Annotated in this window: 15 protein-coding genes and 1 pseudogene; 11 read left to right on the top strand and 5 right to left on the bottom strand. The window is 74.2% G+C overall.

The genetic code is table 11. From position 1 onward, the window contains the following. Positions 1-19: 19 nt before the first annotated feature. Positions 20-1534, bottom strand: a complete 1515-nt coding sequence (locus ACIPXC_RS20910; RefSeq protein WP_401620215.1) for an IucA/IucC family protein — start codon at positions 1532-1534, stop codon at positions 20-22. Between the two features lie 131 nt (positions 1535-1665). Here ACIPXC_RS20910 and ACIPXC_RS20915 point away from each other — a divergent pair, with 131 nt between their 5' ends. From ACIPXC_RS20915 to ACIPXC_RS20925, 3 genes are all read left to right on the top strand, one after another. Continuing rightward, a complete protein-coding gene (locus ACIPXC_RS20915; RefSeq protein ID WP_401620218.1) occupies positions 1666-3267 on the top strand; it encodes an IucA/IucC family protein in 1602 nt (533 codons plus the stop codon). A 145-nt stretch (positions 3268-3412) separates the two neighbouring features. Then, positions 3413-4186 (top strand): GntR family transcriptional regulator, encoded by a 774-nt coding sequence (locus tag ACIPXC_RS20920; RefSeq protein WP_401620221.1) that lies wholly within the window; start codon positions 3413-3415, stop codon positions 4184-4186. A gap of 281 nt (positions 4187-4467) precedes the next feature. Further along, a complete protein-coding gene (locus ACIPXC_RS20925) occupies positions 4468-4704 on the top strand; it encodes a hypothetical protein (protein ID WP_401620223.1) in 237 nt (78 codons plus the stop codon). 133 nt (positions 4705-4837) lie between these two features. On the opposite strand, the gene ACIPXC_RS20930 is transcribed toward ACIPXC_RS20925, so the two are convergent. Next, on the bottom strand, positions 4838-5422 hold the full coding sequence (locus tag ACIPXC_RS20930) for a DUF6817 domain-containing protein (RefSeq protein ID WP_401620226.1): 585 nt from the start codon (positions 5420-5422) through the stop codon (positions 4838-4840). 183 nt (positions 5423-5605) lie between these two features. Between ACIPXC_RS20930 and ACIPXC_RS20935 the strand changes: the two genes are divergently transcribed. The 4 genes from ACIPXC_RS20935 (at position 5606) to ACIPXC_RS20950 (ending at position 9290) form a co-directional block, all read left to right on the top strand. After that, entirely contained in the window at positions 5606-6514 is a 909-nt protein-coding gene (locus ACIPXC_RS20935; protein ID WP_401620228.1) for a LysR family transcriptional regulator, read from the top strand. Between the two features lie 223 nt (positions 6515-6737). Then, complete coding sequence (locus tag ACIPXC_RS20940) at positions 6738-6983, top strand: DUF6158 family protein (RefSeq protein WP_386460779.1); 246 nt, start codon at positions 6738-6740, stop codon at positions 6981-6983. Positions 6984-7146: 163 nt separating this feature from the next. Further along, the gene (locus tag ACIPXC_RS20945; protein ID WP_401620231.1) at positions 7147-7728 is read left to right on the top strand and encodes a TetR/AcrR family transcriptional regulator; all 582 of its coding nucleotides are present in this window, start codon (positions 7147-7149) and stop codon (positions 7726-7728) included. A 38-nt stretch (positions 7729-7766) separates the two neighbouring features. Further along, positions 7767-9290 carry an MFS transporter gene (locus ACIPXC_RS20950; RefSeq protein WP_401620234.1) on the top strand — a complete coding sequence of 508 codons (1524 nt, stop codon included), beginning with the start codon at positions 7767-7769 and terminating at the stop codon, positions 9288-9290. Here the strand turns inward: ACIPXC_RS20950 and ACIPXC_RS20955 are convergent. Further along, positions 9253-10629, bottom strand: a complete 1377-nt coding sequence (locus ACIPXC_RS20955) for a tetratricopeptide repeat protein (RefSeq protein ID WP_401620236.1) — start codon at positions 10627-10629, stop codon at positions 9253-9255. The two genes, ACIPXC_RS20950 and ACIPXC_RS20955, sit on opposite strands and share 38 nt — an antisense overlap. A 229-nt stretch (positions 10630-10858) precedes the next feature. On the opposite strand from ACIPXC_RS20955, the gene ACIPXC_RS20960 reads away from it, so the two are divergent. Beyond that, a complete protein-coding gene (locus tag ACIPXC_RS20960; protein ID WP_401620390.1) occupies positions 10859-12160 on the top strand; it encodes a M64 family metallopeptidase in 1302 nt (433 codons plus the stop codon). A 340-nt stretch (positions 12161-12500) separates the two neighbouring features. After that, positions 12501-12935: an SMI1/KNR4 family protein gene (locus ACIPXC_RS20965; RefSeq protein ID WP_401620239.1), complete on the top strand. Its 435-nt coding sequence runs from the start codon at positions 12501-12503 to the stop codon at positions 12933-12935. 96 nt (positions 12936-13031) lie between these two features. Here the strand turns inward: ACIPXC_RS20965 and ACIPXC_RS20970 are convergent, their stop codons facing one another. Further along, positions 13032-13220, bottom strand: coding sequence for a DUF6381 family protein (locus ACIPXC_RS20970; protein ID WP_030657858.1), 189 nt, complete (start codon positions 13218-13220; stop codon positions 13032-13034). A gap of 219 nt (positions 13221-13439) precedes the next feature. Next, positions 13440-14213, bottom strand: a complete 774-nt coding sequence (locus tag ACIPXC_RS20975; protein ID WP_401620242.1) for a VOC family protein — start codon at positions 14211-14213, stop codon at positions 13440-13442. A 240-nt stretch (positions 14214-14453) separates the two neighbouring features. Between ACIPXC_RS20975 and ACIPXC_RS20980 the strand changes: the two genes are divergently transcribed. Then, the gene (locus tag ACIPXC_RS20980) at positions 14454-15440 is read left to right on the top strand and encodes an isopenicillin N synthase family dioxygenase (protein ID WP_401620245.1); all 987 of its coding nucleotides are present in this window, start codon (positions 14454-14456) and stop codon (positions 15438-15440) included. 102 nt (positions 15441-15542) lie between these two features. After that, a pseudogene (locus ACIPXC_RS20985) lies at positions 15543-15704 on the top strand (alpha/beta hydrolase); the annotation flags it as partial. Between the last annotated feature and the right edge of the window lie 67 nt (positions 15705-15771).

Here is a 15771-nt window from a genome sequence, read left to right on the forward strand (position 1 = left end):
GCCCGCCCGGCGCTCCGGATCATCCTCCGGCCAGCGGATTGTGCAGTTCCGCCCACTGGTCGCCCGGCACGCCCGGGCTCAGCCGCATGAGGGTGAGCGCCTTCGTGGGCAGCCCGCCGGTCAGCAGGGCCTCGGTGTCGGTGGTGGACGGCAGGGCGGTCACCTCCGCGAGCGCCTCGGCGAAGGCTCCGGCCGATCCCGCCGTGGCGCCGAGCGCACCCGTCAGCAGGGACCCGAAGAGCTTGCGGCGCAGGACCGTCACGTCGTCCGTGACGAGCCTGCCCGACAGCGGCGGCACCGGCAGCCCGTGCGCCCGCAGCCTGGCCGGGCTGATCCGGATGTCGGCGAGGTCGCGGTAGACCAGCCGCAGCGGCTCGCCGGCGGGGGAGAGGACGACCAGGAGGTTCTGTCCGTGGGCCTCCAGGGCCACCCCGAGCTCCAGTACCCGCAGGCACACCGACAGCGCGAGGCGGGCGAACCGCGCCCGCCAGGCCGCCGAACGCGCCGGCGGGTACGAGGCCAGCGCCGCCACCGGCAGCACCCGCTCACCCGCGGCGGCGTCCGCGTACGCCTCCGGCGGCTCGCGCAGCACGGCGGCGAGGTCCGGGCTGTGCGCGGTGGCGGCCCCCAGGGTGCGGGTGACGTGCAGCCGTCCGTCGAGCCGTTCGGCGAGGCCCTGGGCGAAGGCGGACACGGCCGCCGCCGTCTCGATGGAGTAGACCGAGATGTCCCGGACGGAGGAGGTCAGCCGGGCGCTGAGCGCGGTCTTCACGTGGGCGCCGCCGTCGGCGGGCGCCAGCGTGCGCAGGGCCATCAGCGGATGCGCCGCGAAACCGGTCCGCACCCGTTTGTGCCCCAGGACATGCGCCGCCTGCCACGGGTGCACGGGGACCAGGATCCGCCCGGCGTCGCGCAGCCGCGCCGGCCAGTCGCCGGTGACCAGGCACTCCTCGGTGCGCAGCGACACCAGGCCGAGCTCCACCACCGGGCGGTGCTCGGGCGCGTACGCCAGCTCCTCGACGACCGAGAAACCGGGCCGGGAGCGGCAGCCGGGGTGGTACGGATGGCCGTCGACCACCCGCTGCTCCCATTCCCAGGGGACCTGCGCCGGGGGGTCCTCCCCGGCGGGCGGCTGTCCGGCGCGGGAGAGGGCGAGGGAGGCCGTACTGGAGTCCAGCTCGACGGCGAAGTCCTCGCCGTGCGGCACGCCGAGGGCCCTGAGGAGCTGCCCGGCCCGGCGATGGGCCCTGCCGTCGAGCAGCAGTTCGTCCACGTACGGCCGGGTCGCGTACGGGTCCGCGGGCGGACCCTCCAGCCGCCCGCCGCCCGCCAGCCGCAGCGCCAGACCGTCCGGCCTCGCCTCCCGGCCCACGACCCACGGCAGGGGTTCGAAGGCCAGGGCCCGCCACAGCCGGGTGAGCACGGCCGCCCGGGATCCGTTCAGCGCGGCGGCGTACGGGGTGGCGAGCGCGGGCCGTACGGCGGCCAGTTCGGCGGCGACGGCTTCTTCGGCCGCGGAGGGGGGAATGTGCATGCTGGGCTCCGCCTTCGGAATGTCGCTTCGAGTTCCGCTTCGAATGTCGCTTCACGGGATGATCAAGTAATCATTGCGGATACCGACGATCACGGCCGGTGGTTCCGCCCCGCGGACCTCCCGCCCACCGGATGGACCGAATGGAACCAGTGGACCTCAACGCCGCCGCAGACGCGTACGCCGCAGCCCCGCTCCTGAACTGCCTGCTCCGGGAGGCGGCCGAGCCCACCGGGCCGTCCGGCCCCGCGGGAGAGGCCGTCCACCGGCTGCGGGGCAGCGGGCGGCTGCTCCGGGTGCGCGGCGGACGCCGGCCCGCATGCCCCGAACTGCGGACCGGGAACGGCTGGCAGCCCCTCAGCCACACCGAACTGGTCAAACTCGTCTCCGACGAGCTCGGCCGGTTCACCGGCGTCACCAACGACGAACTCCCCGTCGAGATCGCCGACAGCCGTGACGCGCTCGTCGCGCTGCTCGGCGCCCGCGCCGCCGCCGAGCCCCCCGCGGACCCGTACCTGCTCTCCGAGCAGTCCCTCGTGACGGGCCACCCGCACCACCCCGCCCCCAAGGCGCGCGGCGGGGCGCCGGCCGGCAGCTGGCTGCCGTACGCGCCCGAGGCGCACGCCCGGTTCCCGCTGGTCTTCCTGGGGCTGCGCGAGGACCAGGGTGTGGAGGAGGGCGGGCGGGCGGTCACCGAGGCGATCGACTCGCTCGCCGACCTCCTCGACGGGCCGCGCCCGCCCGCGGGCTACCGGCTGCTGCCCGCCCACCCCTGGCAGCTCGACCTGGTGGCGGACCGGCCTGCGGTGCGCGAGGCGTTCGCCGACGGGCGGCTGCTGCGGCTCGGCCGGAGCCGGCGTCCGGTCTGGCCCACCGCGTCCATCCGGACCGTCCACGTTCCCGGGGCCGCTCCCGCTCCGGCTCCGGCTCCCGCTCCGGCTCCCGCTCCGGCGGCGGACCTCTTCGTGAAGTTCAGTCTCGACGTGCGGATCACCAACGACGTGCGCCGCCTGTGGCGGCACGACCTGCTCGCGCTGCGCCGCGCCGACGCGGCCGTCGAGGCCGGTTTCGCCGCGCTGCGCGCGACCGGCTCGGACGCGGCCTGGCTCGCCGACCGCGGCTACCGCACCGCCGCCTTCGCGTTCGAGGAACTCGCGGTCCTGGTCCGGGACGGACTGCGCGCCCACACCCTGCCCGGGGCCACCCCGTTGCTCGCCGCCGCGCTCGCCGAGGGTGCTCCCGGGAGCCCTCCGCCCGGCGCCGCAGACCCCCTCGCGTGGTGGCGGGCGTACCTGCGCCAGGTCGTCCCGCCGGTCCTGGAACTCTTCGCCCGGCACGGCGTCGTGCTGGAGGCCCACCTGCAGAACACCCTGGTCGCGGTCGACGCGGCGGGCATACCCGTGCAGGCCCTCTTCCGGGACGCGGAAGGGGTCAAGCTCCTGCCGGACGTGTCGCGCACGGACGCCTGGGAGCGCCTGGTGTACTGCCTGGTGGTCAACAACCTGTCCGAGATCGCGGGCGCGCTGGCCGATCGGTATCCGGACATCTCGCCGCTCCTGTGGCCGGCCGTACGGGAGGAGCTGCTGCGCTACGAGGCACGGCGCGGGCTCCCCGAGATCGCCGCGCTCCTGTCCGCGCCCGCACTGCCCGCGAAGACCAACCTGCTGCTGCGCTGGACCCGGGCCGACGGCGCGGACGCCCGCTACCGTCCGCTGCCGAACCCCCTGCGCAAGTAGGCGGGGCCGTCCCGTCGGGGCCCGGGGTCGGGAACCGGCCAAGGTGGGCGGGCCGCCCCGATCTCCTCTCACTCACAGGTATAGACCAATGCTAGGTTGGTCGGGCAGACCGCGCAGTCCTTGACCACCCGTCAGAGGAGAAGCCATGCCCTCCCCTTCGCGGGGCGGCGGCCCGGCCGCCATGCCCAAGTACCAGCGGATCGCCGCAGCGCTGCGCCGCGATCTCGAGCGCGCCGCGCACACCCCCGGCGGGAGACTGCCCTCCGAACGCAGCCTGGCCGCCCGCTACCAAGTCAACCGGCAGACCATCAGGGCCGCCCTTCAGCACCTGCGCGAGGACGGCCTGGTCGTGACCGGGCGCCGTGGCTCCCGCCCCGCCGTGACGGCCGAGGTCGTGCCCACCGCCGCCGATCCGGTCGCCTTCGGGCCGGCGTCCCCGGCTCCCGCCGTCACCCGGAGCTGGGTCACGGTGGTCACCGTCCCGCCCTCGCTCGCCGTGCCGCTCGGCATGTCCGGCGGGGACCGCACCCTGGTCCATCACCAGCGTGAGCGGGGACGGACCGGGGAGACCCTCCGGCACGCCGTCACCTACTTCAGCCCGGAGGTCGTCGACCGGAGCCCCGAACTCGCCGCCTGCCGCAGCCGCGCCGGGCGGGCCCAGGACCAGGATCTGAACCCCCTCCAGGACTGGCTGGAGCGGGCCGCGGCGTGTGGGCGGGTCGCCGAGACCATCACCATGACCCGCACCACCCACCCGCCCGCCTCCGCCCCCGCCTGCGGCCTGACCGTACGCCGCACCGTGCACGCCCCGTCCGGTCTCCTGCTGACCGTCACCGACCTGGCCTTCCCCACCTGGGACCACCTGACCTTCCACCGTGACCGCCGTCACCCCGCCACCGCCGCGTTCCACATCGGCTAGGCCGAACCACCGCGTCCCCGTGTGAAGCGGATCCCCCAAGCGCCCCGGGACCTCGGTCGCAGCGGCCCGTCCCGGCTGCGGGCGGTGATCGCGGCCTGCGCATCGGGCCTGGTGGAAGCCGGTCGCGGGAGCGGTTGGTCACAAAGTGCCCGCAAGAGGACCGGAATCCTCCTGGTGACCGTACCTCTGACCAGCCGGAACACTGGATGATTCGCCCGTGCGGTCGAGGCCCCGGCCATGACAGAGTGCGATCGGTCCAACCGCACGATGAGGGAGCCTCCATGCGCGATCCGCACGTCACGCCGCTCGCGGCCACCCCCGCGTGCCCGCCGGAGCCCGGCCCGTTGCCCTGCTGCCCGCTGTGCGCCCGGATGCCGGAACGCATCTCCTGGCGGCAGCGCCCGGGACAGGCCGTGCTGTTGGTCTTCGAGCCCTGCGGCCACCGTTGGAGCACCCCCGCACCGCCCGTCCTCGCGGTCACCCCGCCACGGGCGCACGGCCACGCCGACGCCGGCTGAGCCGGCGCCGGCGTGACCGGTCAGCTGGTGAACACCTGCACGATCCGGTCGCCGTCGACCGCGACGCCCGTCTTCGTGAGGCTGCGGTTCTTGATGTTCCCCGCGTGGCCCGCACGCCGCCGAACCACTGCCCTCAGCCCCGACCGCCGTTCCCCCGGCACGGGGCACTGCCGGCCGCTGATTCCCACCCGTCGCCGAGCACGGCCCGGCACTCCCGCCGGGCCGGCTCGCTCAGCAACCCCCGCCACCGCCCGAACAGCGACCGCAGTTCGCCGCCCCACGCCTCCCGGAAGACCGGATCGATCCGCGCCAGGTCGAGTTCGTTGGCCGCCGACACCTCGGCCAGGTCCCGCCGTGCCCGCTCCGCGGGGCGGTGGACCCGGCCCGTGAACCGGTCCCGGAAGGCCGCCCCGGTGTGGTGGAGCGTCGGATACGTTGCCGCCCGGTCGCAGGCCGCGTAGAGATACACGATCGACTCGGCCTCGTCACCGATCACCTCGGCCAGGTGCCCGCGCCGGGCGAGCGGCAGAAGGGCGGTGGCGAACCCGTCGGTGCCGTAGAACGCGTGGCACAGCCCCGCCCGTTGCAGGGCCGGCCGCGCACCCCAGGACGCGAGCAGGTCCCGTACGCGCTCCAGGTGCAGCAGGAGCGTTCCGCCCGGGTGGGGAACCTCCTGCGCACCGAGTTCCCGCAGTCGTGCGACGGCGCGGTCCGACACGGAACCTCCCGGGGGTCGAAGGTGGTGGGTCGGCACCCGTCCACCCCTGTCGCCGGGGGTCCGGACCCCGTGGCGAAGGTGGGGACGGGTTGCCGCCCGGGCCCTGCATCGATCTTGATCCACCGCAAAACCCAAGTCAATCCTCTGGTTTGCTCCCCGCATCCAAGGAATACCTTGGGCCTCATGACTCTCGACGATCTCCGCGTGTTCGTGGCCGTCTGCCGCGCCGGCAGCCTCAGCGCCGTCGCCCGCGACCTCGGCTGCACCCAGTCCGCCGTCAGCCAGCACGTCCGCCGTCTCGAGAAGCAGACCGGCACCGGCCTTCTGGAGCGCCACGCCCGCGGCGTCGTGCCGACCGAGGCCGGCCGCATCCTCCAGGCGGCCGCCGCCGACGGCCTCGCCGGCCTGGACGGGGCCCTGCGCCGCGTGGCGGACCTCGTACGGGGCGGGGGCGGCACCGTGCGCATCACCACCGGTGCGACGACCGTGCGGCACTTCATGTCCGAGGCGGTCGTCTCCTTCCGCCGCGGCCACCCCGGGGTGAGCCTGGAGTTCCAGACCGAGAACTCCAGCCGCAGCTGCTTCGGCGCCCTCGCCGCAGGCGACCTCGACCTCGCCTGGATCACCATCGGCGCCCCCGTGCGGGGCATCGAGCAGCGCCCGGTCATGGAACTGCCCTGGGTGCTCGCGGTCGGCGCCGACGACCCCCTCGCCGGCCGGACCGGTCTCACGCCCGACGAACTCGCCGACATCCGCCACATCCGGCTGCCGCAGAACTCCGCATCCCGGGCCCACCTCGACGCCGCCCTCGCCGAGTCCGGCATCCACGTGCGTTCCGACACCAGCGTGGCCGACTGGGACACCGCCCTGCTGCTCGCCGAACTGGGCCTGGGGCACGCCGTCGTGCCCGCGCTGCCCGGCTGGCAGGTCCCCGGCACCGACGGCCCGCTGCGCCTCGTACCCGTCCCCGCCCTGCCGCCGCTCGCCGTCGGCTGGGCCGTCCGCCGCTGGGCCGCCCTCTCCCCGCCGGCCCTGGCCTTCGCCGACGAGGTCGCCCGCAGCTGCCGGGCGCGCGCCGCCGTACAGCAGTGACGCCGCGGCCAGGCCGACGGCGGTGCCCTCGCTCATGACGCGTTCCGCACCGATGTCGGTCAGCCGTTCCCGCAGTGGTCCGTCGTGGTCCACGCGGCCCGGTCCACCAGCAGGCGTAGACCGTGTCCACTCGCCCTGACCGGGGGCGCCGCCGCTGGTGAGGACGTGCGGCGCGGGGCGGAGGATGATGGACGGGCGGGGGCCCGAGGAGGAGGTGCGTGCCATGACGGAGCACGACGGCGGCCCGTCCGCGCGGAAGCTGGAGGAGGGCCGGCTGCTCAAGGAGCTGGAGGCCATCCACCGCACGCGCCACGAGACCCTGCTGCACGGGTCCGACGACGCCCTGGTCACCCACACGAAGCGGATGAACGAGCTGGAGCACGAGTACGTGCGCCGTCATCCGCAGCGCGCCCAGACCGCCTCCCGCACCCGCTCGGGCGCCCGGGCCCGCACCAACGGCGAGAGCTGACGCCCGCCGCCCGGTGAGATCCGGCGCGGCATCGCCGCGCCCCCATACCGCTGCGCGGCTGTCGCGGGCTGTCGCGGGCTGTTCGACCCCACCCCGTCTCTGGTGGGGCATCTTTGCCTCGGATGAGACATTCTTGTATCGTTCGAGGCGAAGGAGGCTCGCCATGGTGCACGAGGAAGAACTGCTCGACGGCGCGGCCCGCGTCCTCGCCGGAGACCACAGCGCCTCGATGGTGCAGATCGCCGCCGGAATCGGGACCAGCCGCGCCACGCTCAGCCGCCGCTACGCGACCCGGGAAGCCCTGCTGAAAGCCGTCGCGGTCCGGGCCATCGAGGTCGTCGACGGCTGCCTGGCCCCGCTGGACCCGGCCCGGAACGCCGACGCCGACGCCTTCGACGCGGCGCTCGAGGAACTGGTCGTCGCCCTGATGCCCGCCGCCCACCTCTACGGCTTCACCTCACGCGACGCCACCGTGCTCGCGGACCCCGCGTTCCGGGCCGGAGTGGACCGCCAGGACCAGCGGGCCCTCGCCTTCCTCGCCCTCGGCCAGCGGCTGGGACGGCTGCGCGCCGACCTCCCGCCGTACTGGATCTGGTACTCCCTCTGGGGACTCCTCGACGCCGCCGCCGAAGGCGTACGGGACGGACACCTCGCCCCCCGCCAGACCGGGCACCTGGTCCTGAGCTCCTTCCTCGACGGAGCGCGGCCCCCCGTGCGGCCCCCCGCCGGCACCCCCGAACCCTGAACCACCCGTCACCGCGCACAGACCTCGAACGGAACCCCATGCACACCCCCACGCCGGACCCCCGACGGTGGATCGTCCTGGCGATCCTCTCCGGCAGCCTCCTGCTCATCTCCATGGACACCACGATCCTCAACGTGGCCTTTCCCTCCCTCGTCGGCGACCTGCAGCCCGGCGCCGTACAGCAGCTGTGGATCATCGACATCTACGCCCTCGCCCTGTCCGGACTGCTGGTCACCGCAGCTGCGCTCGGCGACCGATGGGGGCGCAAGCGGCTGCTGATGGCGGGCTTCGGCATCTTCTCGGCGGCCTCGCTCATAGCCGTGTTCGCCACCGATGCCTGGCACCTGATCGCGGCCCGCGCCCTGCTCGGCATCGGCGGCGCGGCCATCATGCCGGCCACCGTGTCGATCCTGCGCACCGTCTTCACCGACGCCAAGGAGCGCGCCTTCGCCCTCGCCGTCTGGGCGGCGGTCTTCGGCGGCGGCATGGCCTTCGGGCCGGTCGTCGGCGGCCTCCTGGTCCAGGACCACGGCTGGCACTCCGCCTTCCTCCTCAACCTGCCCGTCGCCGCCGTCATCGTCGCGGCCGGCCTGCGCTACCTGCCCGAATCACGCTCCCCGCGCGGCGCCGGCAGCTGGGACTGGTGGGGCGTCGGACAGTCCATCGTGGGCATGCTCGCCCTCGCGGGCGGCATCAAGCAGCTCGGCAAGAGCGGCGTGGCGGACCCCCTGCCCTGGGGGCTGCTCCTCGTCGCGGCCGTCGCCCTGACCGTCTTCGTCCGCCGTCAGGCCCGGCTGGACAACCCCCTGCTCCAGGTGCGGCTGTTCGCCGAGCCCGCGTTCAGTGTCGCGGCCACCGCGATCTTCCTGCCGATGGTGGGCATGGGCGCGATTCTGTTCCTGGTCACCCAGTGGTTCCAGTACGGCGAGGGCTACACCCCGCTGGAGGCCGGACTGCGCCTGCTGCCGGCCCCGCTGGCCCTGATCGCCGCCTCCATGGTCGCCCCCTCGCTGATGCAGCGCTTCGCGATCCGCCACGTGCTCGGCGCCGGACTCGTCGTGCTGGCCGCGGGCATGGCGCTGCCGTGGACCCTCCAGCAGTTCACCGACCTCGGCTACCCGGCCTTCGCGGCCGCCCTGACCGTGATGGGCCTCGGTGCGGGCATCGCGACCACCGTCGCCTCGGTGACGCTGGTCTCCGCCGCGCCCGCCGCCGAGGTCTCCAGCGCCGCCGCCATCGAGGAGACCTGCTACGAGCTCGGCTCCGCCATGGGCGTAGCCGTCCTCGGCTCCACCGCGGCCGCGCTCTACCGGGGCAACCTGCCCGCACTCGACCTGGACGGCCCCACCGCGGCCGCCGCCCGGGACTCCGTCGGGGAGGCCGCGCACATCGCCGAGCGGCTGGGCGGCGCCGTCGGCCAGGCCCTCCTCGACACCGCCTCGCACGCGTACACCCTCGCCATCACCCCGGCGTTCCTCATGGCCGGCGGCCTGGCCGTCGCCGCGGCGGCCACGACCTGGACGCTCATTCCGCGCGACCTGAGGCCCACCGAGAACCACTGACCCCGGCGGGCCGCACCCCGGCGGCGGGCGCCGGGCCCAGTGTGGTGGTGCCCGGCGCCGCCCGGTGCCCCAGGCCCGTGCGGTACGCGTCCATGGCCGCCTCCACCCGGCCCGTACGCCGCAGCAGATCGCCCAGCAGCCGGCACAGGTCGGCGACATCGCCCCTGGCCCCGCTGCGCTCCAGCAGAGCCAGCGCCTGGACGTAGTGCTCCTCGGCGGATTCCGTCTCACCGCGCTCCTCGGCCATCAGGCCGAGGAGCCGGTGCGCGCCGCCCGCGTGCACGGCGCCGTGGCTGTTGCCCAGCTCCAGCAGCGCCGCGAGCAGCCCCGCGGCCTCCTCCTGCCGGCCCAGCCGGCGCAGCACGTCCGCCAGCTCGACCTCCACCTGGGCGGTGTAGAGACCGGCCCGCCGGGCCGACAGCATGTCCCGGGCCGTGCGCAGCTCCCGTTCGGCCGACCCGAGTTCCCCGTTCTGCGCCAGTACGTAGCCGCGCATCCAGTGGCAGTGCGCCAGATCCGTGCTCAGCTGCAAGTGGGCGTAGATGGCCTGCGCCTTGGCCAGGGAGGCGTCGGCGTCGGCCATCCGCCCCTCGGCGAGGAAGGTCCGGGCCACCTGCCGGTGCATCCCCGCCACCAGTGCCGGATCGCTGACCTGCGGCGCCAGGGCGAGCGCGAGCTCGGCCGAATGGGCGGCGCGCGCGTGCGCGCCCATGTCCATGTAGGGGCCGATCACCGCGGCGTGCAGGAGGACCAGCGCGTCCGGGTCGGTCAGCCCGCCCGCCCCGAGCTCGTCGATGGCGGACTCCAGCAGGTAGCAGGCGTAGCGCAGCTCGCCGGCGAGCAGGTGCGCCACCGCCCGGCCGCGCACGGGCCGGGCCCGGCGCGTCAGCGGCTCGTCGGCCAGGAGCCGCTCCGCCTCCTCGAAGTGGCCGATCGCGTCCGGCAGTTCACCGGCCTCCAGCGCGCACTCGCCGAGCCCGAGGCGGGCCTGTGCCTGCTCGGGGACGAGCCCGAGCTCCTCCGCCTCGGCGAGCAGGCGCCGGTAGTGCGAGGCGGCCTCCTCGGCGGCGCCCGTGGCGAGCGTGCGCTGCGCGTCGGTGAGGGCGAGCCGCAGCTCGGTGGCCAGATGGGCGGGGCGGCCGGTGGTCAGCTCCTCGTACGACGTGCCCAGGCGGGCGGCGAGGAAGCGCAGCGCCGTCTCGGAGGGACGCACCTTGCCCGACTCCAGGGTGGAGACGTAGGCCGAGGTGTAGGAAGGGTGCGCCAGCTGCTTCTGGGTCAGACCGCGTTCGACCCGCATGCGCTGGACCCTGCGGCCGATCTCGCCCGGTTCGTCCATCGAATCCCCCTGGTTGCTCGAACTCCCCAGTATTCAACCGGAGTACGCCATTGCGCACCTCTCGCGCGACGCCTAGTTTAAGCAGCCGGTTCAATGCGTTTATCAAACCGCTTAACTTCCTTTCCCGGGGGAGGACTTCATGGATCCGGTCAGAGGCGCGGCCAGACGTTCGGCACGGCGGTCGGCGCGGCGGAAGGGGGCACGTCCGGCGGCGCGAGCGGTGCTCGCGATGGTCTGCGCGGCTGCCGCGCTGGTCGCCGCGGGTCCGGCCGACGCGGCCAACACCCCCTCCAGGGACCGGGTGGAGGTGGAGATCCCCGGGCCCGAACACGGCGGCGAGGCCGGGTCCGGGCACGCCCTGGTGCCGACGGCCGGCAGCCCGGCGAAGCACGCGGGCCGGCTCACCGAGGCCGAGCGCTGGGCCGACGGTGAGGTCACCAAGATGATCGACAACGGCTCCACCGCGGACCGCCTCGACGTCGTCGTCATCGGCGACGGCTACACCGCGGCCGAACTGCCCCGGTTCCGCGCGGACGCCGAGCAGAAATGGGCCGAGGTGGCGGCCGTCGAGCCGTACACCACCTACCGCGGCCTCTTCAACGTGTGGACGGTCGACGCGGTCTCGCGCGAATCGGGCGTGTCCGGCGACCCGGACCCGGCGACCGTGCGCGACACCGCCCTCGGCTCGTACTTCTGGTGCGGGGACATCGAGCGTCTGCTCTGCATCGACCAGCCCAAGGTCGACGCGTACGTCGCGAAGGCGCCGGAGGCCGACCTGGTCATCGTCCTCGCCAACAGCGCCAAGTACGGGGGAGCGGGCTACAACGAGCCCAGCGTCACCCTCGGCTACGAGGGGATATCGACCGCCTCGGCCGGTCACCCGAAGTCCGGCCAGGTCGCCATCCACGAGACCGGCCACTCGCTGGGCAAGCTCGCCGACGAGTACTTCTACCCGGGCGTGCCGGACTACGAGCAGTACACCGGCCCCGAACCCGCCGAGTCCAACAGCTCCGCACTGACCGCCGAGCGGATGGCCGCGCAGCGGGCCAAGTGGTACCGGTGGCTCGGCGAGGAGTCGCCCGACGGCGGTACGGTCGGGGCCTACGAGGGCGGCAACTACTACGTGAGGGGGCTGTACCGGCCCACCGACAACTCCCTCATGCGCGTCCTGGGCAAGCCCTTCAACCTGCCCGGCGTGGAATCGATGATCGCGGGCTTCTACCAGCACGCGCGGATCGCCACCGCGCTCACTCCGACGGACCGGACCCTGCGGCTGCGCGACACGGCGAAGGTGGCCGTCCCCAGGCTGTCCGGGGCGGACGGCCGGCAGCTCGTGGTCCGCTGGTACCTGGACGGCCGTGAGCTCAGGCGGCTGGAGGGGCGCACCGAGGTGTCGGTGGCGGAGCTGTGGCTGTTCGACCTGCGGACCCACCGCCTGTCGGTGACGGCCGAGGACCGCACCCCCTCGGTCCGCGACCCGAAGACCGTGCGCACCCTCCGCTCCACGGTGGAATGGAAGGTCCGGCTCTGAGCCGAGCCGGACTCCTCCGGCGCAGCGCGGCGCACACCGCACGTGCCGGACAGCGCGCCGGACACGCTGCGGCGTGCGGCCGACGAAGCCTCCGGGGCCTTCGTCGCGGCGGCCGCCGCTGCTGCACCCCGCCCCCGCTGACCGGCTGCGCGAGGCCGCAGCACGTACCCGGGGCGAACGGGCGGGGAGCAGGCCGGCAGCGCGCGTCGACCAGCTGCGGATGATGGCCGAACTCGTCCACCGGGACCGCGACCCAGGAACGGGACCAGGACAGGGACCGGGGCCGGGGCCGGGGCCGGCCGGGCCTGCCACAAGGTCTACGCGGCCGTAGGCTGCCCGTATGTGGAAAGAGGCCGCCCATGAGGCGGACGAAGAGGCAGGCTTCGGTGGGCCCGTCGGCGCGGACGCGGTGGCCCGCGCGGAGCGACGGCTGGGGGAGCCGCTGCCCGCCGTACTGGTGAGCCTGCTCGGGGAATGCGACGGCATCGTCGGACACGACGGGACCGACACGGTCTGGCCGCTGGAGCAGATCGTCGAGCAGAACCTCTTCTTCCGGTCGGATCCCGACTTCGCCCGGCTGTACATGCCGTTCGACGCCCTGCTCTTCTTCGGCGACAACGGGGGCGGCGACCAGTTCGCCTTCGTCCGCACTCCCGAACGCGAGGACGTCTTCGTGTGGGAGCACGAGGACGACAGCCGGCGGTGGGTCGCCCGGGACCTGCGGGACTACCTCGAACGGGCCCTGGCCGGCGGCGGGGACGACTGGTACCGGTAGCTCCCCCGCGGCACCGCACGGCGGCCGGTGGCCGCCGCGACGGGGATCGCGGCGGACACCGGCCGGTGCGCGCGCCGAAACGCGGGAGGGTGTGGGCTACATGGGGTCCATGCCCCGGTCGTCCATGCGGCTCTCCTGCTCGCTCTGCTCCTGCAGGCGGCGGGCCTTCTCCTTCAGCCGGCGGCGCTCCTCCGGGTCGGTGGACCGTTCGGCGGCCTCGTTCAGCTCCTTGGCCTTCGTGCGCATCTGCTGGGACCGGCCCCGGGACTCGCCTGAAACGCTCATGATCGCTCCTTGGATCTGTGGGGGAGAGCGGGCGGATTCAGCGAACCAGCACTGCCGTACACCCGCATCTCGAACCGTCACCGAAGGTGATCCGCCGCGAATGGCCTCCCGCGGATGCCGGTCCACGGGTCCTCGGAGAACCTGTGGTGGTGAGCCGCACCGACCCCGCCGAGGACGCCGCGCCCGCCACCGGCAGCCCCGTCACCGCCCCGCCCCCGGTCAGTGCAGGCCAGGCCGGGCCAGGTCCTCCTCCGAGTCCGCCCCGAGTGCGGTGGTGAGGGTGAAGAGCGCCCCGTCGGGGTCGCGGAGCGTCACCCAGCGCTCCGCGGCGTTCGAGGTGATGTCCGAGACCATGCGTCCGCCCAGCATGACGGCCGCCTCGATCGCGGGCCGGAGCCTGGGCACCCGGAAGTGGACGTGCCAGCGCGGCCGGGTGTGCGGGGAGTAGGCGGCGAGTTCGACGGGACCGCTGTTCAGGCGGGCCACCGGCTCGCCGTTCTGCCGCAGCACGACCTGGTCCTCCTCGTAGGAGACCGTGCAGCAGCCCGGCCGGTCGGTGGCCCATTCCAGGACCGCTCCGTAGAACATCGCCGCGTCGAGGGCGTTGCGGGTACGCAGTTCCAGCCAGGCCGGCAGCGGACCCTTGCCGGCCCGCCAGTCCGCGGCCACGTCGCCCTCCCAGATCCCGAAGACCGCTCCGTCGGGGTCGGCGACGAGCGCCGCGCGGCCCCAGGACCCGAAGGAGACCGGCCCGACCGCGATGGTGCCCGTCCGCTCCCGGATGCGGTCCACCGCCACGTCGGCGTCGTCCACGGCGAAGTACGGGGTCCACGCCGCGGCGACGCCCAGATCCGCGGCCAGCGCACCGATGCCCGCCACCGGGACCCGGTCGAGGAAGGCCACCGAGAAGGCATCCCCGAGGCGGGCCGGCCGGAACCGCCAGCCGGCCACGGCGCGGTAGAACCGCTGGGCCGTCTCCAGGTCGCGCGTCATCAGGCTCACCCAGCACGGCGCGCCGAAAACCTCCCGTGTCGAAATCTCCACCGCACGCTCCGTCCCTGAGGCACCCGTCGTTCCATTCTGGTCCTTATCGTGACGATCCACGCGAGCCGCACCCACCGATGGGGACACAAAGTGGCCGGGAATCACGTTCCGTGTCGATCCCGTCCGGTCGGGTACGGCGCTAGCCTCGGTCCCGGACACCACCGCGCAGCGTCGGAAGGCAGGTCTCCCATGGCCGGATCCCAGGTTCCCGTGATCGATCTCGAGCCGTGGCGCTCCGGTGGACCCCGGGAACGGGCCCGTACGGCGGCCCGCGTCGACGAGGCGCTGCGCGCGGCCGGATTCCTGCTCGTGACCGGCCACGGCGTGGATCCCGCGCTGCCGGCCCGGATCCGGGAGACGGCCCGTGACTTCTTCCGGCTGCCGGCCGCCCTGAAGGAGCCGTACGCGGTCACCGTCGGCGGCCGGGGCTGGCTGGGCCCCGGGGCGGAGGCCAACAGCTACGCGGAGGGCGCGGCCTCGCCGCCCGACCTCAAGGAGTCCTGGTCCTTCGCGGCCGACGAGCCGACCGGGGACCCGTCCGTGGACGCCGAGTGGTTCCGCCCCAACAGCTGGCCGGCCGAGGTGCCCGCGCTGCGACCGCCGGTGACGGAGTACCTGGCGCGGATGCGGGCCCTCTCCGACGAACTGCTGGAACTCCTCGCCAGCGCCCTCGGACTCGACCACGACCACTTCACACGCCACACCGGACATCCCACCTGGGGGTTCAACCTCAACTGGTACCCCGGCACCGAGACCGTCGGCACACCCCTGCCGGGCCAGTTCCGCATCGGCGCCCACACCGACTTCGGCACGGTCACCGTCCTCGACCGCCAGCTCGGCTCGGGCGGCCTCCAGATCCACACCGACGCCGACGGCTGGCAGGACGCCCCCTACGACCCGGCCGCGCTCACCGTCAACATCGGCGACCTGATGGCCCGCTGGACCGGCGACCGCTGGCGGGCCGGCCGCCACCGCGTGCTGCCCCCGCCCGCCGACGCCCCCGCCGAGGAACTGATCTCGCTCGTCTACTTCTACGAGTGCGACGCGCACACCCGGGTGGCATCCCTCCCCGCCCCCATCGGCACGGTGGCGCACGATCCCGTCGACTCCCACACGTACCTGCGGGAGAAGCTCCGGGCCATCAGCGTCCCCGCGGGTACTCGTCCTTCGGAGTGAGACCGGGCCCGCAGTCCTGCCCCGGGCGTACGGCCGGATCCACCGGCAAGGTGAAGTCCCGCCGGGCCCCAGTGCCTGGCGTCGCCTCCATGAACCGACGGTCCCGCGGCCGGATGCCACCCGCTGGTCGTCCTCTCACCGGGCTTCACCGTCCACCGCGTCACGCTCACCGCGCTCGCCGAGGACCTGGCCTCCCGCGGGTACGTCGTCGCCGCGGTCGACCCCGCGTACGAGAGCGTGGGCACCGCCTTCCCCTGCGGACGGCCACGAACCCGCAACACCACCGCAACGGCCGATTACCGCTGGTCCGGCGAATTTCGGCAGGATGTGC

Origin of the sequence: Streptomyces sp. NPDC090021, assembly GCF_044748225.1 — a bacterium.
In the GTDB taxonomy this organism is placed as follows: Bacteria; Actinomycetota; Actinomycetes; order Streptomycetales; family Streptomycetaceae; genus Streptomyces.